Origin of the sequence: Salmonella sp. SSDFZ69 (assembly GCF_004010755.1) — a bacterium.
Lineage (GTDB): Bacteria > Pseudomonadota > Gammaproteobacteria > Enterobacterales > Enterobacteriaceae > Salmonella > Salmonella enterica.
The window spans coordinates 3,225,112-3,246,550 of sequence record NZ_CP034831.1 but is presented as its reverse complement, the minus strand read 5'-3'; the positions used below and the strand labels follow the sequence as shown (position 1 = coordinate 3,246,550).

18 protein-coding genes are annotated in these 21,439 nt (G+C 55.5%); 7 read left to right on the top strand and 11 right to left on the bottom strand.

Features of this window, described 5'->3' with window-relative positions:
- Nucleotides 1-276: 276 nt before the first annotated feature.
- A complete protein-coding gene (locus EOS98_RS16240) occupies nucleotides 277-2,247 on the top strand; it encodes an autotransporter outer membrane beta-barrel domain-containing protein (RefSeq protein ID WP_126524209.1) in 1,971 nt (656 codons plus the stop codon).
- A gap of 266 nt (nucleotides 2,248-2,513) precedes the next feature.
- Here EOS98_RS16240 and nfsB read toward each other — a convergent pair whose 3' ends face one another.
- The 3 genes from nfsB to EOS98_RS16225 form a co-directional block, all read right to left on the bottom strand.
- A complete protein-coding gene (gene nfsB, locus EOS98_RS16235; RefSeq protein WP_000355879.1) occupies nucleotides 2,514-3,167 on the bottom strand; it encodes an oxygen-insensitive NAD(P)H nitroreductase in 654 nt (217 codons plus the stop codon).
- Between the two features lie 96 nt (nucleotides 3,168-3,263).
- Nucleotides 3,264-3,632, bottom strand: a complete 369-nt coding sequence (locus EOS98_RS16230; protein WP_000348989.1) for an MmcQ/YjbR family DNA-binding protein — start codon at nucleotides 3,630-3,632, stop codon at nucleotides 3,264-3,266.
- A complete protein-coding gene (locus tag EOS98_RS16225; protein ID WP_000113609.1) occupies nucleotides 3,632-4,213 on the bottom strand; it encodes a TetR/AcrR family transcriptional regulator in 582 nt (193 codons plus the stop codon). Before EOS98_RS16225 ends, EOS98_RS16230 begins: the two co-directional genes overlap by 1 nt.
- Nucleotides 4,214-4,501: 288 nt before the next feature.
- On the opposite strand from EOS98_RS16225, the gene EOS98_RS16220 reads away from it, so the two are divergent.
- Nucleotides 4,502-4,843: a RamA family antibiotic efflux transcriptional regulator gene (locus EOS98_RS16220; protein ID WP_000155631.1), complete on the top strand. Its 342-nt coding sequence runs from the start codon at nucleotides 4,502-4,504 to the stop codon at nucleotides 4,841-4,843.
- A 5-nt stretch (nucleotides 4,844-4,848) separates the two neighbouring features.
- Here the strand turns inward: EOS98_RS16220 and EOS98_RS16215 are convergent, their stop codons facing one another.
- The 4 genes from EOS98_RS16215 to EOS98_RS16200 all read right to left on the bottom strand — a co-directional run bounded on the left by EOS98_RS16215 (nucleotide 4,849) and on the right by EOS98_RS16200 (nucleotide 9,299).
- Nucleotides 4,849-5,097, bottom strand: coding sequence for a DUF1158 family protein (locus EOS98_RS16215; RefSeq protein ID WP_000682497.1), 249 nt, complete (start codon nucleotides 5,095-5,097; stop codon nucleotides 4,849-4,851).
- A gap of 66 nt (nucleotides 5,098-5,163) precedes the next feature.
- Nucleotides 5,164-6,282, bottom strand: coding sequence for a YbdK family carboxylate-amine ligase (locus tag EOS98_RS16210; protein WP_076932594.1), 1,119 nt, complete (start codon nucleotides 6,280-6,282; stop codon nucleotides 5,164-5,166).
- 11 nt (nucleotides 6,283-6,293) lie between these two features.
- Nucleotides 6,294-6,998, bottom strand: coding sequence for an enterobactin synthase subunit EntD (entD, locus tag EOS98_RS16205; RefSeq protein WP_076932595.1), 705 nt, complete (start codon nucleotides 6,996-6,998; stop codon nucleotides 6,294-6,296).
- A gap of 45 nt (nucleotides 6,999-7,043) precedes the next feature.
- Nucleotides 7,044-9,299 carry a TonB-dependent siderophore receptor gene (locus EOS98_RS16200; RefSeq protein ID WP_126524208.1) on the bottom strand — a complete coding sequence of 752 codons (2,256 nt, stop codon included), beginning with the start codon at nucleotides 9,297-9,299 and terminating at the stop codon, nucleotides 7,044-7,046.
- 188 nt (nucleotides 9,300-9,487) lie between these two features.
- Between EOS98_RS16200 and fes the strand changes: the two genes are divergently transcribed.
- From fes to wzz(fepE), 4 genes are all read left to right on the top strand, one after another.
- Nucleotides 9,488-10,702: an enterochelin esterase gene (gene fes, locus EOS98_RS16195; protein WP_000656599.1), complete on the top strand. Its 1,215-nt coding sequence runs from the start codon at nucleotides 9,488-9,490 to the stop codon at nucleotides 10,700-10,702.
- Between the two features lie 30 nt (nucleotides 10,703-10,732).
- Nucleotides 10,733-10,951, top strand: a complete 219-nt coding sequence (locus EOS98_RS16190; protein ID WP_001603140.1) for an MbtH family protein — start codon at nucleotides 10,733-10,735, stop codon at nucleotides 10,949-10,951.
- Nucleotides 10,948-14,832 carry an enterobactin non-ribosomal peptide synthetase EntF gene (gene entF, locus EOS98_RS16185; RefSeq protein ID WP_127821182.1) on the top strand — a complete coding sequence of 1,295 codons (3,885 nt, stop codon included), beginning with the start codon at nucleotides 10,948-10,950 and terminating at the stop codon, nucleotides 14,830-14,832. Before EOS98_RS16190 ends, entF begins: the two co-directional genes overlap by 4 nt.
- Nucleotides 14,833-15,081: 249 nt before the next feature.
- On the top strand, nucleotides 15,082-16,218 hold the full coding sequence (gene wzz(fepE) / locus EOS98_RS16180; protein ID WP_020898520.1) for an LPS O-antigen length regulator Wzz(fepE): 1,137 nt from the start codon (nucleotides 15,082-15,084) through the stop codon (nucleotides 16,216-16,218).
- Nucleotides 16,219-16,270: 52 nt separating this feature from the next.
- Here the strand turns inward: wzz(fepE) and fepC are convergent, their stop codons facing one another.
- From fepC to fepD, 3 genes are read right to left on the bottom strand one after another with little or no spacing between them, the layout of a single operon-like run.
- Nucleotides 16,271-17,065, bottom strand: a complete 795-nt coding sequence (fepC, locus tag EOS98_RS16175; protein WP_126524207.1) for an iron-enterobactin ABC transporter ATP-binding protein — start codon at nucleotides 17,063-17,065, stop codon at nucleotides 16,271-16,273.
- Nucleotides 17,062-18,051, bottom strand: a complete 990-nt coding sequence (fepG, locus tag EOS98_RS16170) for an iron-enterobactin ABC transporter permease (RefSeq protein WP_000480064.1) — start codon at nucleotides 18,049-18,051, stop codon at nucleotides 17,062-17,064. Before fepG ends, fepC begins: the two co-directional genes overlap by 4 nt.
- Complete coding sequence (fepD, locus tag EOS98_RS16165; protein ID WP_001277870.1) at nucleotides 18,051-19,058, bottom strand: Fe(3+)-siderophore ABC transporter permease; 1,008 nt, start codon at nucleotides 19,056-19,058, stop codon at nucleotides 18,051-18,053. Before fepD ends, fepG begins: the two co-directional genes overlap by 1 nt.
- Nucleotides 19,059-19,168: 110 nt before the next feature.
- Between fepD and entS the strand changes: the two genes are divergently transcribed.
- Entirely contained in the window at nucleotides 19,169-20,413 is a 1,245-nt protein-coding gene (gene entS / locus EOS98_RS16160; RefSeq protein WP_001081666.1) for an enterobactin transporter EntS, read from the top strand.
- Between the two features lie 62 nt (nucleotides 20,414-20,475).
- Here entS and fepB read toward each other — a convergent pair whose 3' ends face one another.
- Nucleotides 20,476-21,432, bottom strand: a complete 957-nt coding sequence (fepB, locus tag EOS98_RS16155; protein ID WP_114047293.1) for a Fe2+-enterobactin ABC transporter substrate-binding protein — start codon at nucleotides 21,430-21,432, stop codon at nucleotides 20,476-20,478.
- Between the last annotated feature and the right edge of the window lie 7 nt (nucleotides 21,433-21,439).

The window sequence follows — 21,439 nt, the reverse complement described above, 5'->3', positions numbered from 1 at the left end:
TGCTGAATGGCATTTATGCAAATCAGGACGCCTGCGCTTCAGGCATAATCAGCAACAGACGGGTAAAAGCGCCTCTGGGGCTATCCATACGCTATATTTTATCCAGCGCCCTATAAACGTCGTTATTTTACGCGGTTCCCTCTTTTTGAACAGGCGCCAGTCCGTCAACAATGAATGAAAACTTTTTAACCAGAATGTTTAAAACGATTGCAATATCTCTGTCGGATAATGATTAGCACCGTCGTACCTATCAACAATAACATTAAGGAACATCGGATGACCCAAAAGCGTACCCTGCTAAAATACGGCATACTCTCGCTGGCGCTGGCCGCGCCATTATCTGCCTGTGCGTTTGATTCTCTTACGGTAATTGGCGATAGCCTTAGCGATACCGGGAATAACGGTCGCTGGACCTGGGATAGTGGTCAAAATAAGCTCTACGACGAACAGTTGGCCGAACGATATGGGCTGGAATTAAGCCCTTCCAGCAATGGCGGCTCTAATTATGCCGCCGGCGGCGCGACGGCGACCCCGGAATTAAACCCGCAGGATAATACCGCCGATCAGGTACGGCAGTGGCTTGCCAAAACGGGGGGAAAAGCCGACCACAACGGTTTGTATATTCACTGGGTCGGCGGAAACGATCTGGCGGCGGCCATCGCGCGACCTGCCATGGCACAGCAAATAGCCGGTAATAGCGCCACTAGCGCGGCGGCGCAGGTAGGGCTGTTACTGGATGCCGGCGCCGGGCTGGTCGTGGTGCCAAACGTACCGGATATTAGTGCGACGCCAATGCTTCTGGAGGCGGTAATCACCGCCGGGCTGGGCGCAGCGGCGCCCCCGGCGCTAAAAGCGGCGTTAGAGGCGCTGGCGGAGGGCGCTACGCCCGATTTCGCCAGTCGGCAACAGGCGATCCGCAAGGCGTTGCTGGCGGCGGCTGCAACGGTAAGCAGCAATCCGTTTATTCAGCAACTGCTCGTTGAGCAACTGCTGGCGGGCTATGAAGCGGCGGCAGGGCAGGCGTCAGCTCTGACCGATTATTATAATCAGATGGAAGAGAAGGGGCTGGAGCAACACGGCGGCAATATAGCCCGTGCCGATATCAACGGCCTCTTTAAGGAAATTCTTGCCAACCCGCAGGCGTTTGGTCTGACAAATACCGTAGGCATGGCCTGCCCGCCGGGCGTATCCGCTTCGGCGTGCTCCTCGGCAATGCCAGGATTTAATGCGTCGCAGGACTATCTGTTTGCCGATCATTTACATCCCGGTCCGCAGGTCCATACCATTATTGCGCAATATATCCAGTCGATCATTGCCGCGCCGGTACAGGCGACATATCTGAACCAAAGCGTTCAGTCGATGGCGCAAGGTAGTCGTACCACGCTTGACAGCCGTTATCAGCAGCTTCGCCAGGGGGAAAATCCTGTTGGTTCACTGGGCATGTTCGGTGGATACAGCGGGGGATATCAACGTTATGATAATAATGAGGCCGACGGGAACGGTAATCATAATAATCTGACGGTTGGCGTCGATTATCAGCTTAACGAGCAGGTACTGCTGGGAGGGCTGATAGCCGGTTCTCTGGATAAGCAACATCCTGACGATAATTATCGTTATGACGCCCGCGGTTTTCAGGCCGCCGTATTCAGCCATTTACGCGCCGGTCAGGCGTGGCTGGATAGCGATTTACACTACCTGTCCGCTAAATTCAGTAACATTCAGCGCAGTATCACGCTCGGTGCGCTAAGACGGGTGGAAGAGGGCGAAACCAACGGTCGGCTGTGGGGCGCGAGGTTAACCAGTGGTTATGATTTTGTCATGATGCCGTGGTTAACGACCGGACCGATGCTGCAATATGCATGGGATTACAGCCACGTTAATGGTTATAGCGAGAAGCTCAATACCAGTACATCAATGCGTTTTGGCGACCAAAACGCCCATTCGCAGGTGGGTAGCGCGGGTTGGCGTCTGGATCTCCGCCACAGCATCATTCACTCCTGGGCGCAGATTAATTATCGCCGTCAGTTTGGCGATGATACGTATGTGGCGAACGGCGGCCTTAAATCGACCGCGCTGACGTTTAGCCGCGACGGAAAAGCGCAGGATAAAAACTGGGTTGATATCGCGATTGGCGCAGATTTTCCGCTGTCGGCAACGGTGTCCGCTTTCGCCGGGCTGGCGCAAACGGCAGGGTTAAGCGATGGCAATCAAACCCGTTATAACGTTGGGTTTAGCGCCCGATTTTGATGACACGCCAGGGAGGGCCAACCCCGTGGTGACAATATCGCCATCGTAGGCGCAAACCGGTGTCACGCCGTTTTCTCCTTCATCCAGATAGGGGGTATCCAGATATGGCAAACGGCGTGCCAGTTTTAAATGTTATTTATTTTCAATGGCTTGAAAGAGAAAGTTAACACTAGCGATGTAAAACCTGGCACTTCGCGCCATTGATCATTGGGGAACCTGGCAGAAAGGTGAAAAAAGCCGGACGGGCGTCCGGCTTAGGCAGGGGATTAGACTTCCGTCAGTGTGGTTTCAAGCGGCAGACGTGATTTCGGCAGCCCGGCGTTGAAATCCTCGACGCTATGATGGCCGACCGGCACCACGACCAGACTGGTATAGCCTTTTTCTTTCAGACCAAATTCAGCGTCGAGCACCTCGGCGTCGAAACCTTCAATGGGGACGGCGTCGAGACCCATCGCGGCGACGCCCAGCAGAAAGTTGCCGACGTTCAGATAAACCTGCTTCGCCATCCACTGGTGGTCATCTTTCAGCGAGACGCGGTGCATATCGGCGAAAAAGCGGCGACCTTTATCATTTGCCGCTTTAGCTTCCGGCGTAGCGAAACGGCCATCAGCATCTTCCTGATCGACGACGCGCTCAAGCCATGCGTCATCCATTGCGGTTTTGGCGCAGAAGACCACCACATGGGAGGCGTCCAGCATTTTGCGTTCGTTGAACGTGTAGTTTCCGGCAGCGGATTTTGCTACGCGCGCTTTGCCTTCTTCCGTACTGGCGACAATAAAGTGCCACGGCTGGGAATTGGTGCTGGAGGGGCTGTACTGTAGTAGTGTTTTTATTTTATCCGCTTCTTCGGCGGTCAGTTTTTTGCTGGGATCGAACGCCTTAGTGGAGTAGCGCTGTAAGGCGACAGAAACGATATCCATAAATGCTCCTGGTTGGTTTAGTACCCTTTTGTATCAGCAGGGTACCGGGTTATCGGTAAAAAGATAAGGGAGGAAAATGCGGAAACGGTTATTGCATCAGCGCGGTCGCAGGCGCAGTTGCTCTCTTTTAGGCAGCCCGTCTACAACCAGATTCCATGAGTCATTTATCAAATCGTTGAGTAGCGAGACGGTGATATCCTCGCCCGCATAGACTGAAATCCAGTGTTTCTTATTCATGTGATAGCCAGGCGCAATGCTGGGGTAAATTTGTTGATTTACCAGGGATTTTTGGGGATCCGACTTCAGGTTCACCACTGGGCGACAGTGATGTTCAGTGAAAAGCATGAATATTTTGCCGCCGACTTTAAACACATCGTACTGTGGGCCGAAAGGCCAGCAGTGTTCGGTAAAAGGCAGTTCCAGCGCAAAGCGTTTTGCACAGGCGTGCAGTGTTTGACCGTCCATTATTGCTCCTCGCGAGTCAGCGCGCGCCACATGGCTTCGAATCCCAGCGCAATATATTCGCCAGCGCGAGCGGGATCGCGCGCGGCGAAATCCATTGTTGTTTCAGCCAGCGCCAGAAAAAGGCCGTCGCCGAAGGCGCGGTACTCATCCGACATAAACACCATCAAAACGGAACGATGACATAAATCGCGCAATTCGGGGAACATATCGTCGGCCCGTTGTTCCGTCTCTTTGGTGAGCTTTTCGCTGACGGCCAGTTGACGGATCGCCCGATGGCGCGCGGGATGGTTCAGACCCCAACTGATGTAACTGTTCCAGATAAAACGAGTCATCATTTTGGCATCGGTAATGGATCGATCCAGCTCCATTATCATTGACTGGCAGAGATCCTGCTTTAAATGCAAATACAACGTGTTAATCAGCTCATCTTTGGTCGCGAAATAGCGAAACAATGTTCCTTCTGCAACACCTGCGTTACGCGCAATCACCGCCGTTGAGGCGGCGATACCGGATTGCGCTATCGCCTGGGTTGCCGCTTCCAGTAATGCTTGTTTTTTGTCTTCACTCTTCGGACGAGCCACTACACGTTACCCTTATGTCTGGAAAAACATGATTGAATCATGCCCGTTGTCGCGTCGCAACGGTGAATGTCAACCTTTGAAAAGTACCTTGACGGCGTATCTTTGCTTTCTATAATGAGTGCTTACTCACTCATAATCAAGGGCTGCCGCATGAAGTGGTAGAAAAGCATATTGCAGGCCATGCGATAAGCCGTCTCACAATTTGTGTGGTTATTACTATGCTTATTGCTGTTGCCGTAAATGTGCGGTGCGGGAGCCGCTGACGAGTTTGATAGAGGGGAGAGCACGATGACCATTTCCGCTCAGGTTATCGACACGATTGTCGAGTGGATTGATGATAATTTGAATCAGCCGTTACGTATTGATGATATTGCCCGTCATGCGGGATATTCCAAGTGGCACCTGCAGCGCCTTTTTATGCAGTACAAAGGGGAGAGTCTGGGGCGCTACGTGCGTGAACGGAAGCTAAAACTGGCGGCGCGCGACCTGCTCGACACCGACCAGAAGGTGTATGATATTTGTCTCAAGTATGGTTTTGATTCGCAGCAAACCTTTACGCGCATTTTTACCCGCACGTTCAACCTGCCGCCAGGCGCTTATCGTAAAGAAAAGCATGGCCGTACGCATTGAAATGTTTAATCGGCCAGCGAAAACCAGCGCCGCCAGATAAAGCGAATAACATAATATTCCAGCGCGCCGAGCAACAGAAACCATAAACAAAACAACAAAGTATAAAGCTGGTTGAGATCCATAAGATGAAAGATCCCGACCAGTTTTTGCGCCAGCGCAAGGCCGAGCGAAGGGGCGGGCAGCAGCAGGCTGGAGAGCAACGCCATCAGCAAAATACCGGCAGCGGTCATCAATGATTCAAGCGGGTGTTTCATGGTTTTGTTAAACGTAAGTTAAAACGCCATTGTCCGGGATATCGCCTGGTAAGGCAAATATGCTGTCTATTGTCCCGCCCAGATTTCACAATGTTTTTGTACCAGACCTATCAGCGATCCGCCGTCGGCAATAAACTCCCGCATATATTGCGCTTCGTTACCGCCTTTTTTCACCTGCAGACGTAGCGCGTCAATGGCGCTGTCGGCGCCCAGCTTGCGCGCAGAGGGGGTAACGTTGTCCAGCAGACGCAGCGTATCATCTGCCAGGCGACGGCGGTCGCCGGTATAGACATCGGTTAGCACGCCCTCCAGACCATAGCGGCAAGCCTGAAAACGGTTGAATTTATATAACAGATAGTCTTGTTCCTGCGGTTTAAAGGGACGCTCGGTCAGCAGCCAGTGCGCGGTCGCCTGAATCAACCCTGCCATATTGATGGCATGATCAAGGGTGAGCGGCGTATCCATCACCCGAACTTCTACCGTGCCAAAGGCCGGGCTGGGGCGGATATCCCAGTGCAAATCTTTGATGCTGTCGATCATCGTGGTGTAAGACAGACGGCGAAATAGTCCGGCAAACTCTTGCCAGTTACTGACCCACGGCATGGGACCGTTATCGGGAAAAGCGGAAAAAATATTCAGGCGCGCGCAGGCAAAACGGGTGTCAGATCCTTGCATATAGGGGGACGCGGCGGAGAGCGCAATAAAGTGCGGCACAAAATGCGACAGCCCGTGTAAAAGATAAATCGCATCGTCGCCGTTCGCGCAGCCGACGTGGACATGCTGGCCGAAAACCGTCGCCTGTTGAATTAAGTAGCCGAAATTTTCCAGCGTGCGTTGATAGCGCTCATTATCACAGACCTCCTGACGCTGCCATTTTTGAAAAGGGTGCGTACCGCCGCCGCAAATGCCGAGATGGTGTTCCGACGCCGCCTGTAAAATAACGTGCTGCATGGCAGAAAGTTGGGCCGCCGCCTGGTCAATATCGCGGCAGACGCCCGTGGCCATCTCCAGCATACTTTCGGTGATATCGTGCTTAATTTCTCCCGCAGTAAGTTGGGGCTTAACGGAGTCGATCAGCGTAGAAGAGTCCTGGCTTAAATCGTAGCCAGGTGGATTGATCACCTGCATCTCCAGCTCAATACCAAGCGTATAAGGTTCAGAAACGTGAAAATCATTCAGCGCCATAGCGATCTCATTTATCGGGGGATTGCGCTAAGTATAGAAGCGGGAGCGCTCCTGTCGTGGGGAAAGCGCGTTATTGCAGAAACTAGAGTAATAACGCTATTGCCACGTTGAAACCATTCTGTACGGACGGTACGTTCAGCCATCATGGCGGCAAAGGCTGGCAGCAGATGTAACGAGATGTGCGTGGCGTTAAGCAAGGTAACTTTTGCGCTATCGAATCCCGGGAGCGTGACGCGGTCTGAAAAGGCTTTATAAACGCTCTCTTTGGCGGAGAAAGCCAGCGTCAGGGCAAGCGGAAAAGGGAGCGAGCTCGCCTGGAGAATTTGGCGCTCATCGCTATCAATAATGGACGGCGCCAGCTCTGTCGCCGTGTGCTGACTCATGATTTTTTCTATATCAATGCCGATACGCTGTCGGGATATGACGGCCAGCGCCGTTGTCGCACAGTGGCTGATGCTGCCAAATAGGCCGTCCGGCCATAGCGGCTGTCGCTTCTCGCCAATACCGGGCACTGTCCTGACGCCCACCTCGCGTAGCGCATGAACGGCGGCGATGCGGCCTGCCAGATGTTCAGCTTTACGCTTGCGTCCGGCAGACCGGAGCCGATCGTGATGAGGAAGCCATAGCAGGTCGTGTTCGTGAAAGCTGCTCGCATCAAAGTCGACGATATGCAGCCTGTGTCCGGCAAAGGGAAGGGGAAAATGAGATGTCAGCATCGTTTTTGCCAATTCCCTCCCCGAATGAGGGAGGGAAGGTTGCCATCAGAAATGGGTATTAATGCTCATATACCACGTACGCCCCGGTTCGTTATAGGTGTACGCGCCAGCGCCCGCCATATAAGCGCCAGTTTGAGTATCCCTGACGGTTTGCGCGTTACCTTCACGCCACAGACGTTTGTCAAAGAGGTTATCCACGCCACCGGTCAGGCTGACATTTTTGGTCACGTCCCAGGTCGCGCTCAGGCCAACAATACTGTATGGGCTGACCGCTTGCTTATCTGTTCCGGTAACGGGGTTACCCTGATAATCATATTTCTTCGGCTCTTGTTTGCCGTACCAGGTGAAGGTCGATTGCAGAGAAACGTCCTGACGTACCTGCCAGCTCAGGGTTGAGTTAAGCGTGTACTGTGGAATAATCGACAGGCGTTCGCCGGTCTCTTTGTTTTTGCTCTGCAGCATATACGTAACGTTATTCGTCCAGTTGACGGTGTCGCTAACCGGTACGTTTAACGTGCCTTCCAGACCTTCAACGACCGCTTTCGGCACGTTCTCCCACTGATAAACATCCGTTTTGCCGTTGTTGATACGCTGCAACGGCACCGTACCCGCTTCGATCTTATTGCGGTAATCATTGCGGAACCAGGTGATGCCGGCCAGCCAGCCATCGCGTTTAAATTCCAGACCGATCTCTTTATTGATGCTGGTTTCGGCTTTCAGATCATCGTTACCCATCATATAGCAGCCGATGCCGGTACCCGCGCCAGTCGCGTAGCAACCCTGACCTTTACTGTACAAAATATAGTTTGGGTTAGTCTGGTACAGACTCGGGGCTTTATAAGCGCGGGCGATTCCCATTTTCAGGGTAAAGTCATCCCCCAGACCTTGCGACAGGTTCAGCGACGGGCTCCAGTTATCCCCCACAATACTGTGATGATCGAAACGTAGCCCCGGCGTCAGCATGGTGCTGTCGGTCAGTTCCATGTTGTTTTCAGCAAACAGAGAGAAAATTTCCGCTTTTGAATAGGGGCTACGATTGGTACTGCTGTAACCCGGGATATTTCCCCCCATAAAGGTTTGCGAGTTGGAGAGCTCGTCTTTCATACGCTGTTGGGCCCATTCGGTACCCAGCGTCAGGTTTTGATTGACCAGCAGATCGAAAGGGAGGCTCACTTCGCTGTGTAGGGTGACGTCATTCAAATCGGCATCGGCATATTTTTGCGATGCTTTGGGATCGAAAATTCCTTCGGTGCCGCCTGCCAGGCCTTCCGGCATCCGGGAGTTACGGGTATGTTCGTATTGCACCCAGTTACTGGTGGTTACGCCATTATTCCAGCCGCCGTCCCAGGTCAGAGAGTAGTTCTGCCGATAGAGGCGGTTCGTCTCTTTTCCGTAATTATCTTTCACCAGTTGGTTCGTATTGGTGTTCTGAGTATCGCCGGCATAGAGGTTGCCCTGGCGACTGTATCCGGCCTCCAGTTCCAGAGACTGAAGCGGAGCAAAATCCCAACGAACCACGCCGTTGATATCTTTGTTAATGACCCCCTCGCGTCCTGCCGGTAGCGTGTCGGCGTAACTCCCGGTACGTTCAGACTGATGCCCCTGGTTAATATTACGCGCATCCGCCTGCGTTTTGTCGAGGTTGCCATACAGACGGAAGCTGAAATCCCCGCCCAGCGGGCCGTTCAGGCTAAAGTTAGTGCGTTTGGTCGCGCCTTCGTCTTTATGTTCCGGCGCGTTGAAATAGGTATTCCAGGAACCGTGCCACTCGCTACCGCCTTTTTTGGTAATGATATTGACCACGCCACCCGCCGCGCCGTTACCGAAACGTGCAGCGGCAGGGCCACGCAGCACTTCAATGCGTTCGATCATCTCCGGCGGCACCCACGCGGTATCGCCGCGGGTATCGCGTTCGCCGCGCCAGCCCAGGCGCACCGAGTTACGGCTGGTGACGGGTTTACCGTCTATCAGGATGAGGGTGTTTTCCGGCCCCATGCCGCGAATATCGATTTGGCGGTTATTCCCGCGCTGACCGCTGGTGGAGTTGCCGGTCAGGTTTACGCCCGGCATGGTGCGGATGATTTCTGACACGTCGCGCGCGGGCGGATTTTTGCGGATCTCATCGGCGGTGATGGTGGATACGCCTGGCGCCTGTAGGTTTTGCTGGGCAGCGGTCACCACGATGGTGTCTTCATTGGTGAGCGCAGCGCTATCGGTTTTGTCTTCCGCCATCACGGGCAGAGCGGCCCCGTAAATCCCTAAATTGACCAGTAAGGTCAGGGAATGAATCTTCTTGTTCATTGTATATCCTGCTTTTCTTTAGCCACATAAGCCAAAGCGCCCGTCAAAGGCATTGGCCGGGTGGTGAAATTGTGTTCGCGCGTCCCATAGCGCGACAATACGCTATTGCAAATGCAAATAGTTATCAATAATATTATCAATATATTTCACCTTTTATATACAAAATTCATAATAAACACAGGGTTATAATGAAAGAGGCGCTGGCAACGGGAAGTGAGGCCTGGTGGAGGACGAAAACCGGGCCGGAATGGATACGGGAAAAAGACGGAAATTATCGGGTCACTTTTTGGTGGCGCGACCCGCAGGGAAACGAAACACACTCCCCGATACGGCGTGTCTGGGTCTACATCACTGGCGTAACCGATCATCATCAAAACGCGCAGCCTCAGACGATGGCGCGTATTGCCGGAACGGATGTCTGGCGCTGGAGTACGGCGCTTAGCGCTAACTGGCGCGGCAGCTACTGTTTTATTCCTACCGAACGCGATGACGTTTTTGCCGCTTTTGCGCCGGGCGAAACGCCCGATCGGAACGCGCTGCGTGAAGGCTGGCGACAGCTATTACCGCAGGCGATTGCCGACCCGCTTAATTCGCGAAGCTGGCGGGGAGGACGTGGTCATGCGGTTTCAGCGCTGGAAATGCCGGGTGCGCCCCTTCAGCCGGGATGGGATCGTCCTGAAACGCCGTACTCGCCGCCTTTGATGATGCAGTGGCATAGCGAACGTCTGGGTAACTCCCGCCGCGTATGGATATTGACGACCGGAGACGAGGCGCCGGAGGAAAGACCGTTGGCTATTCTGCTGGACGGTCAATTCTGGGCGGAAAATATGCCCGTCTGGCCCGCACTCGCCTCGCTGACTCATCAACGCCTGCTTCCCGGTGCCGTCTATCTGCTGATTGACGCGATTGATACTCAACACCGCAGCCAGGAGTTGCCCTGCAATGCCGACTTCTGGCTGGCGGTGCAGCAGGAACTGTTGCCGCAAGTCAGAGCCGTGACGCCTTTTAGCGATGATGCCGGGCGAACGGTGGTCGCCGGACAGAGTTTTGGCGGCCTGTCGGCGCTGTATGCCGGCCTGAACTGGCCGACGCGTTTTGGCTGTGTACTAAGCCAGTCAGGATCGTTCTGGTGGCCTCATCGCATCACCCCGCCGGAGGGGGAAGTCATTACCCGGCTGAAAACCGGCGCATTATGCGCGCGCGGACTGCGTATCGTACTGGAAGCCGGCGTGCGTGAGCCGATCGTGTTTCAGGCGAATCAGGCGCTTTATGCCCAACTGAATACCTCGCAACAGTCCATTTTCTGGCGTCAGGTTGACGGCGGACACGATGCGCTTTGCTGGCGCGGCGGGCTAACGCAAGGTCTGATGCTGCTTTGGCAGCCGCTTATCGACACGCTTTAACCGGGCACATGTCCATGACAGGAGTTGAGTATGGAATTCAGTAATCCCTTCGATAATCCGCAGGGACAGTTTTACATCCTGCAAAATGCGCAGCGTCAATTCAGCCTTTGGCCAGCGGCATGTGCGCTTCCCGCAGGCTGGGACGTGGTATGCGAACCGCAATCGCAGGACGCGTGCCAGCAGTGGCTTAATACGAGCTGGACAACACTGAATCCGGCGCATTATGCCGATAAGCAGGAGGCGAAATGACGCAGCGTTTACCGTTAGTCGCCGCCCAGCCGGGGATCTGGATGGCAGAAAAACTCTCTGATTTACCCTCCGCCTGGAGCGTGGCGCACTATGTGGAACTGAATGGCGAGCTGGATGCCGCCTTGCTGGCAAAAGCGGTAGCAGTAGGGATGCAACAGGCGGATACGCTACGGATGCGTTTTACCGAAGAGAACGGCGAGGTCTGGCAATGGATAGATCCTGAGCACACCTTCGGCGAGCCCCCGATTGCCGATTTACGCGACCAGCCCGATCCGCATTACGCGGCGCAGGCGTTAATGCAGGCGGATTTACGGCAAAACCTGCGCGCAGATAGCGGTAAGCCGCTGGCGTTTCACCAGTTAATCCGCATTGATGATACCCGCTGGTATTGGTATCAGCGCTATCACCATTTGCTGGTGGATGGCTTTAGCTTCCCGGCGATAACCCGCCAGATTGCGGCGATTTATCGCGCCTGGCAGAGCGACGCTCCTACGCCGGAGTCGCCTTTTACCCCCTTTGCGGATGTGGTCGAGGAATATCAGCGCTATCGCCAGAGCGAGGCCTGGCAGCGTGACGGCGCCTTCTGGGCGCAGCAGCGCCGCGAGCTGCCGCCGCCGGCGTCAATGTCTGCCGCGCCGTTGCCGGGGCGGTCGGCGAGCGCGGATATTCTACGTATGAAATTGAGCGCGCCGGCGGGGGCGTTTCGCCAACTGGCGGCGCACATGCCTGAGATACCGCGAGCGGATCTTGCCCTGGCGCTGGTGACGTTGTGGCTGGGACGATTATGCGGGCGTATGGATTATGCCGCCGGATTTATCTTTATGCGGCGGATGGGTTCGGCGGCGTTAACGGCGACCGGGCCTGTCCTTAACGTGTTGCCGCTGGCGATTAACCTTCATGCGACGGAAGATCTGCCAACGCTGGCGAAGCGTCTTGCGGCGCAGTTAAAGAAGATGCGCCGCCACCAGCGTTACGACGCCGAACAGATTGTACGCGATAGCGGGCGAGCCGCAGGGGAGACGCCGCTATTTGGCCCTGTGCTCAATATAAAAGTATTTGATTATCATCTGGCTCTTCCTGGCATACAGGCGCAAACCCATACCCTGGCGACGGGGCCGGTTAACGATCTTGAACTGGCGCTTTTTCCGGATGAAAACGGCGGTCTGGATATTGAATTGCTGGCGAATGCACAGCGTTACGATGATGCCACGCTCTCCCGCCATGCCTTACGATTGATGGCGCTTATCACGCAGTTTGCGGATAACCCGGCGCTGCGCTGCGGCGATGCGCAAATGCTGCTGGCGGAAGAACAAACGCAATTAGCACACCTTAATAATACGGCGGTAACGATTCCCGCCGCCACGCTTAGCGATTTGGTGGCGCAGCAGGCGCAAAGAACGCCAGAGGCTTCCGCGTTGGCAGATGCGCATTATCATTTTACCTACCGTGAAATGCGCGAACAGGTTGTGGCGCTGGCGTACGCGCTGCGGGAACGCGGCGTTCAGCCTGGCGATAGCGTGGCGGTGGCGTTGCCGCGGTCGGTTTTCCTGACCTTAGCGCTGCATGGCATTGTCGAGGCGGGCGCCGCCTGGCTGCCGCTGGATACCGGTTATCCTGACGATCGGCTGCGAATGATGCTGGAAGATGCGCAGCCGAAACTGTTAATTACGACTCAGGCGCAGCTGGCGCGCTTTCACGATATTCCGGGGATGGAATATTTGTGTTATAGCCAACCGCTACCGGTCAGTGACGCCACTCCGCTGGGGCTGTCGTTACCGCATCATACCGCTTACATCATTTTCACCTCTGGCTCGACGGGCAGGCCGAAAGGGGTGATGGTGGGACAAACGGCGATAGTCAACCGGCTGCTGTGGATGCAGGATCACTATCCGTTGACGGCGGATGATGTAGTAGCGCAAAAAACGCCGTGCAGTTTTGACGTCTCAGTATGGGAGTTTTTCTGGCCGTTTATCGCCGGGGCGAAACTGGTGATGGCCGAGCCGGAAGCGCACCGCGACCCGCTCGCGATGCAGCGGTTCTTTGCGCAATACGGCGTCACGACCACTCATTTTGTGCCGTCGATGCTGGCGGCCTTTATTGCCTCGCTCACGCCAGCGTCGGCTGGGAAAAGATGCGCTTCCTTAAAGCGCGTTTTCTGTAGCGGCGAGGCCCTGCCGACGGCGCTGTGCCGCGAATGGGAGACGTTAACCAACGCGCCGCTACACAATCTGTACGGGCCAACGGAGGCCGCGGTGGATGTGAGCTGGTATCCGGCCTGTGGCGATGAGCTGGCGGCTGTTGACGGCAACAGTATCCCGATTGGTTATCCCGTCTGGAATACCGGTTTACGTATTCTCGATGCGCATATGCAGCCGGTGCCGCCGGGCGTGGCTGGCGATCTCTATCTTACCGGTATCCAACTGGCGCAGGGCTATCTGGGGCGTCCGGATCTTACCGCCAGCCGTTTTATCGCCGATCCTTTTGCGCCAGGCGAACGGATGTACCGTACCGGAGATGTGGCGCGCTGGCTGGATTCCGGCGCGGTAGAATACCTGGGGCGCAGCGACGATCAGCTCAAAATTCGGGGGCAACGTATTGAACTGGGCGAGATTGACCGCGTCATGCAAACGCTGCCGGATGTTGAACAGGCGGTAGCACATGCCTGCGTCTTTAATCAGGCGGCGGCGACGGGCGGGGATGCCCGGCAACTGGTCGGCTATCTGGTGTCGCACTCCGGTTTGCCGCTGGATTTACCGGCGCTGCAGGAAAAATTACGCCAAAAACTTCCCGCGCATATGGTGCCGGTTGTGTTGTTGCAACTTGCCAGCTTGCCGCTTAGCGCTAATGGCAAGCTGGATCGTAAAGCCCTGCCGCTGCCGGACCTGACGCCGCGCGTGAAAGGGCGTGCGCCGCAGTCCGCAACGGAGATTGCTGTCGCCGCGGCGTTTTCCCGCCTGCTGGGCTGTGAGATTAATGACGTTGAAAGTGATTTCTTTGCGCTGGGCGGACACTCGCTGCTGGCGATGAAACTGGCCGCGCAGCTAAGTCAGACGTTTAACCGCCAGGTGACGCCGGGGCAGGTGATGGTGGCGTCTGACGTGGCGCAGTTAAGTAAGCTGCTCGATACTGACGATGACGAACGCTCGCGCAATCTGGGGTTCGGGCCGCTGTTGCCGCTGCGTGAAAGCGATGGTCCAACGTTATTTTGTTTCCATCCGGCGTCGGGGTTCGCCTGGCAATTTAGCGTATTATCACGCTATCTCAGCCCGTCGTGGTCGATTATGGGGATTCAGTCGCCGCGCCCCGCTGGCCCTATGCAAACCGCAACCACTCTTGATGAGGTATGTGAACATCATCTGGCGACATTGCTCGCCCGGCAGCCGCATGGCCCTTATTATTTATTAGGCTATTCGCTGGGCGGGACGCTGGCGCAAGGGATCGCCGCCCGGTTGCGCGCGCGCGGCGAAACGGTGGCGTTTTTGGGGTTACTGGACACCTGGCCGCCGGAAACGCAAAACTGGCGGGAAAAAGAGGCGAATGGCCTCAATCCGGACGTATTGGCGGAAATTGAACGTGAACGCGCTGCGTTTGTCGCCGCGCAGCAGGGAAATGCCTCCGAAGCCTTATTTACTGCCATTGAAGGCAATTATGCGGATGCCGTCCGTTTGCTGACGACGGCGCATAGCGTACCGTTTGATGGACATGCTACGCTCTTTGTGGCGGATAAAACGGTGCCGGAAGGCGTATCGCCTGAACAGATCTGGTCGCCGTGGATAGCGTCTTTGGCTATTTATCGCCAGCCGTGCGCGCATGTAGATATTATTTCTCCCTCCGCTTTTGAAACTATCGGGCCCATCATCAGCGAACTTATTAATAAATAACGGGCGTTGTTTCTGCCTTTAACAAATTAAATCCTGAAACCCATAATAATTACTAATTATTATGGGTTTTTTATTGCAACTATTAATTCTTTTAACATAAGTGATACATGCTACAGGCAAGTTTAATTCCGAATATTTAGCTTTTCGGGCACTGGCGCGTAAAGATTGTTTCGGATAATTCTGACTTGCTGTTAGAATCTCTGACAGGAATGTGTTCTTTCATTGGATAAAGTTTTCAGGTCATACGGCATGCCATCTCTTAATGTAAAACAAGAAAAAAATCAGTCATTTGCAGGTTACTCACTGCCGCCCGCCAACAGTCATGAAATCGATTTGTTTAGCCTTATAGAGGTGTTATGGCAGGCGAAACGTCGTATTCTTGCTACCGTTTTCGCCTTTGCGTGCGTGGGGTTGCTTCTGTCCTTTCTGCTGCCGCAAAAATGGACCAGCCAGGCGATTGTCACACCGGCGGAGTCGGTACAGTGGCAGGGGCTGGAGAGAACGTTGACCGCGTTGCGCGTGTTGGATATGGAGGTAAGCGTTGATCGGGGCAGCGTATTTAATCTGTTTATTAAAAAGTTTAGCTCGCCCTCGCTGCTGGAAGAATATCTTCGTTCTTCTCCGTATGTCATGGATCAATTAAAAGGCGCGCAAATAGACGAGCAGGATCTTCACCGGGCGATTGTCGTGCTGAGCGAAAAAATGAAAGCGGTGGACAGCAATGCCGGCAAGAAAAATGAAACGTCGTTATTCACGTCGTGGACATTGAGTTTTACCGCGCCGACGCGGGAAGAAGCGCAAAAAGTGTTGGCTGGCTATATTCAGTACATCTCCGATATCGTCGTGAAAGAGACGCTGGAAAATATTCGTAACCAGCTGGAAATCAAAACCCGCTATGAGCAGGAAAAGCTGGCGATGGATCGGGTGCGTCTCAAAAACCAGCTTGATGCCAATATTCAACGTCTCCATTATTCGCTGGAAATCGCCAACGCCGCTGGCATTAAGAGACCGGTTTACAGCAATGGTCAGGCGGTAAAAGATGATCCGGATTTTTCTATTTCCCTCGGCGCGGATGGTATTTCCCGCAAACTGGAAATTGAAAAAGGGGTAACGGATGTGGCCGAGATCGACGGTGATTTGCGTAACCGTCAATACCATGTTGAACAACTGGCGGCAATGAATGTGAGCGACGTGAAGTTTACCCCGTTTAAATATCAACTGTCGCCGTCTCTGCCAGTGAAAAAAGATGGCCCGGGTAAAGCGGTCATTATTATCCTGGCGGCGTTGATTGGCGGTATGATGGCCTGCGGCGGCGTATTACTGCGTCACGCGATGGTCTCGCGTAAAATGGAAAACGCGCTGGCGATAGATGAACGGTTAGTCTGATTTACCCGAAAAGCCGGATAGCGATATCCGGCTTTTTCATCTGTGTGGGCGACTATCGCCGCCCCAACGGTACCACCAGCGGCGTCCCGGCAACCGGATCGTCGATAATCATACAGCGCAGCCCATAGATTTTTTCGATAAGCTCTGCGGTAACAATCTCTTTCGGCGCGCCCTGTGCGACAATGTTACCTTCGCGTAATGCAATCAAATGCGTGGCGTATCGGCAGGCCTGATTCAGGTCGTGCAGGACGGCGGCGAGCGTATAACCTTTTTCGCGGTTGAGATCGCTTAACAACTCCAGCAAATCAATTTGATGGCTAATATCCAGCCACGTTGTCGGCTCATCCAGCAGCATGATGGACGTTTCCTGCGCCAGCACCATGGCTATCCACGCCCGCTGACGTTGGCCGCCGGACAGAGTATCTACGCTTTGCGTCGCCAGTGAGGTGATACCTGTTGCACGCATGGCACTGGCGACGGCGTCGGCATCTTCCTTGCGCCAGCGGGTAAATAACGGCTGATGCGGATAACGCCCTCTGGCGACCAGTTCTTGTACGGTGATATCGCCCGGCGTAGTGGCGTTTTGCGCCAGCAATCCGATGCGCCGCGCCACCTCTTTACTGGCGTAACGCTGTATTTGTTCGCCATCCAGCCAGACATGGCCGTCAACAGGCGTCATCAGACGGCTTAGCGTGCGTAGTAACGTTGACTTGCCGCAGCCGTTAGGGCCGATGATGGCGGTAAAATGGCCGTCCGGAATCGAAACATTAAGGTTTTTTGCGACGGTATATCTGCCATAACCCAGCGTTAACTGGTCGCCGCGCAAACGGGCTACGGATTCGGTCATTTTTTGCGGGACTCCTGAATTAACAAGACGATAAGGTAAATACCGCCGAGGCTGACGGTGACCACGCCCACTGGAAGCTGATAAGGCATAAACAGTTGCTGCGCGCACGCATCGGCGGCCAGTAGTAATAACGCGCCGCACAGCGCCGACTGGGTTAATCCCCAGCGCGCTGTGCCGCTAAGGCGGCGGGCGATGTGCGGCGCGACAAGGGCAATAAACGAGATGGGGCCAGCCAGTGCCGTTGCCGCAGCGGTGAGCGACACCGCCACCAGCATCAGCATCAGGCGTGACCGCTCCACGCTAACACCCAGCGCGCAGGCGCTGTCATCGCCCATCTCCAGCAGCCGCATACGACGCACCAGTAGCGCGGCGCCTGTCAGCATTACAATAATCAGCGGCGCCGAAGGCCAGGTTTTTGCCCATGTCAGACCGTTGAGCGACCCGGCGTTCCATAAGCCGGCGGTGAGCGCCGTTTCCAGCGACGCCTGCAACAGAAGCCAGGTATTAAAGGCGACTAACATCGCGCGGATGCCGATACCGATGATAATCAGCCGGAAAGTTTCAATCCCGTTACGCCAGGCGAGCAGCCAGACAATCAATGACGTGACGATACCGCCCGCCATTGCCGCCAGCGCGATCGCGGTAAGATGCTGGCCAAACAGGACCATTGCGACCAGTACGCCGCTCCAGGCGCCGGTATTAAAGCCCATCACATCAGGGCTGCCTAGCGGGTTACGCATCAACGACTGAAAAATCGCGCCACTGACGCCAAGCGCAGCGCCAATCAGCAGCGCCATTAATACGCGCGGTAGTCGCCATTCGGTTACGACAAGGGTGATGTTACGCGGCGCGTCGCCCAGCAGCGCGGCAATAATCTGCCCGGTCTCAAGAGGCACGGCGCCGCTTTGCAGACTCCATAAGCCAATGGCGAAGCAGCCAGCCGCCAGAAGCAGGCAGCTTACGATAAGCCGACGAGAAAGAAACATCACAGGCCGCCTCCGCTCGATTTACGGCGTACCAGAAAGATAAGTACCGGCGCGCCGATAAACGCACTGACAACCGATACGCGGAGTTCGCCCGGCACCAACAGACGACCAATAATATCGGCAAAAAGCAGCAGAGCAGGGGTTGCCAGTAGCGTCACTGGCAGCGACCAGCGGTGGTCTGCGCCCACCAGCCAACGCGCCATATGCGGCATCATCAGACCAATAAAGGCGATAGGGCCGACCAGCGCCGTTGCGCTGCCGCACAAGACGGTAATCGCCAGTAAACCGATAAGTTGGGTGCGCGCCACTTTACTCCCCAGCGCCGTCGCGGTATCGCTGCCGAGGCTCAGGCTGTTCAGCGCACGGCTCAGAAATAGCGCCACGATCCCAGCGATAACCACGGGTGCGAGCGCGACTTTCAACGTTTGCAGGCTGCGAATATCCAGCGATCCCGCCTGCCAGAAGCGAAGCTGGTCATAGACCTCTGGATTTAACAGCGCGATGCCGCTGGTCAGTCCTTCCAGTACCGCGCCAAGCGCCACGCCCGCCAGTGTCAGGCGGACCGGGCTTAACTGGCCGCCGCCCTGACTACCGGTGAAGGCGACAATCAGCGATGCGATAAGCGCGCCGCTAAATGCCATGAAAAGCTGTTCCAGCGGCGTGGAGAAACCAAACAGCGCCGCGCCCAGTACAATGGCGAAGCTGGCGCCGTTGTTAACGCCCAGAATCCCCGGGTCGGCGAGCGGGTTGCGAGTGAGTGTTTGCATGAGCGCCCCGGCGAGACCCAACGCGCCGCCTGCCAGTAATCCGGCCAGCGTACGCGGCAAACGCGCATCCAGGACGATGGTGCAGTCGGCGCTTTGGCATACGCCGGTGAACGCCTCCAGCACGGCGGCGGCGGGCAGCGGTTTCGCGCCAATGACCAGGCTTAAAACCGCGGCGAGACTCAGTAATAACAACAATCCGGGCACGGCAAACGCGCGCGTCACGGAAAACGAGCATGACATAGTAACTTCCCTGATAATGATAGTAATTATCGTTATCTATCTTATTTGGTTATGTTAGCATGTGCAGCCATTGAATGGATATTTAAAAAAACTCGCATTAAGGCGTTGTAATGAATCGACAATCCTGGCTGCTCAATCTCAGCCTGTTGAAGACGCACCCTGCATTTCGCGCAGTATTTCTGGCCCGTTTTATCTCTATTGTCTCGCTGGGGCTGCTTGGCGTGGCGGTTCCGGTACAGATCCAAATGATGACGCACTCCACCTGGCAGGTAGGGCTGTCGGTAACGTTAACCGGCGGCGCCATGTTTATTGGCTTAATGGTGGGCGGTGTGCTGGCCGATCGCTACGAACGTAAAAAGGTGATTCTGCTGGCGCGCGGTACTTGCGGTATTGGCTTTATTGGCCTGTGCGTGAACGCGCTGCTGCCGGAACCGTCATTGCTGGCGATATATCTCCTTGGCCTGTGGGACGGCTTTTTCGCGTCTTTGGGCGTGACCGCGTTACTGGCGGCGACGCCAGCGCTGGTCGGAAGAGAAAATCTGATGCAGGCCGGCGCGATTACCATGCTGACGGTACGTCTGGGATCGGTTATTTCGCCGATGTTGGGGGGCATATTGCTTGCCAGCGGCGGCGTAGCCTGGAACTATGGGCTGGCGGCCGTCGGGACGTTTATTACGCTATTGCCGTTACTGACGCTGCCGCGACTGCCTGTTCCTCCGCAGCCGCGGGAAAATCCTTTTATCGCGTTACTGGCGGCATTTCGTTTTTTGCTCGCCAGTCCGCTTATCGGCGGTATTGCGCTGCTTGGCGGTCTGGTGACGATGGCAAGCGCGGTACGCGTCCTCTATCCGGCGCTGGCGATGAGCTGGCAGATGTCGGCGGCGCAAATCGGTTTACTGTATGCGGCAATTCCGCTGGGGGCGGCCATTGGCGCGCTGACCAGCGGACAACTGGCGCATAGCGTTCGTCCGGGGCTCATTATGCTGGTTTCGACAGTCGGTTCTTTTCTGGCGGTGGGGCTGTTCGCCATCATGCCGGTCTGGATCGCAGGTGTTATCTGTCTGGCGCTGTTTGGCTGGCTTAGCGCCATCAGTTCGTTATTACAATACACCCTGCTGCAAACCCAGACGCCGGAAAATATGCTGGGGCGAATGAACGGCCTGTGGACCGCGCAAAACGTCACGGGAGACGCTATCGGCGCGGCGCTGTTAGGCGGTCTTGGCGCAATGATGACGCCGGTCGCTTCCGCGAGCGTGAGTGGATTCGGGCTGGTGATTATTGGTTTGCTGCTGCTGTTAGTGCTGGGCGAGCTACGTCGTTTTCGCCAGACGCCGCCGGTTAGCGATGCTGGCTGATAAAGAGGCGTTTATCCGACTGACAAAATCGGTCTGGTCAGTCGGATAAGACTCCGATAAGGCTAAAACAGGGCGGCCAGCCGGTTAAGCAACAACGTTGCGCTGTAATAATCCAGACGGAACGTCTCCGTACCAAGGGCATAGACGCGCTTATTTTGCACCGCTGGCAGGTGCGCCAGCAGCGGATTGGCGTAAAGGGCCGCGACATCTTTGTTGTCGCCGGCAAACAGGAAAAGAGATTCGCCGTTTAACCCGGCGGCCAGATTTTCACCGCCAAGCTGAATGATATCGTGGCGCTTACCCTGGCTTTTGCTGGTTTGCAGCCCTCGGGGCAATGTCGCCAGCGTAAAGCCTAACTGCGTCAATAGCTTGCCTTGTGCTGATTCTGGCGTCCACAGATTGGCGCTATGCGCGGCAGGGGTATACACCAGCGCGCTAACCGGCTGCGGCGGCAGGGCGATTCGCTGTTTAACCGTCGTCAGTTGCGCCTCAAATTCCGCTATTCGCGCGGCGGCCTGTTTCTCCTGACCGGTGATCTCGCCAAGCTGCGTGAGCAAACTCTGCCAGCTTTTATCGTCATAATTGATGACGAGCGTCGGCGCGATAGCGGAGAGCTGATCGTAAAGCGCCAGCGCGGAGTCGCCGCCGGTGGCGCTAATCAAAATGAGATCCGGCATTTGCGCGGCGACCGTTTCGGCATTCGGTTCGCCGATATACAGCCGGGCGACATGGCGAGCCTTTGCTACGTCGCTCCACTGGCGCATAAACCCTTGATCGTCGGCAAAGCGGTTATTCGGCGTAGTGGCTCCGCTGGCGACGACGGGCGCATCAATCGCCAGCAGCGAGCCTGTCAACGTCACGCTAGTAGAGACGATACGCGCGGGTTTGTGGTCCAGAGTATGAACGCCGCGGCTGTCCTGGAGTTGCCGGGGCCAACCGGCGTCCTGGGCTAAGGATATTCCTGAAATTGATAAACCAACCACTAAAAGCAGCCAACGATAAAAGGCGGGGAGTCTCACAATAGCG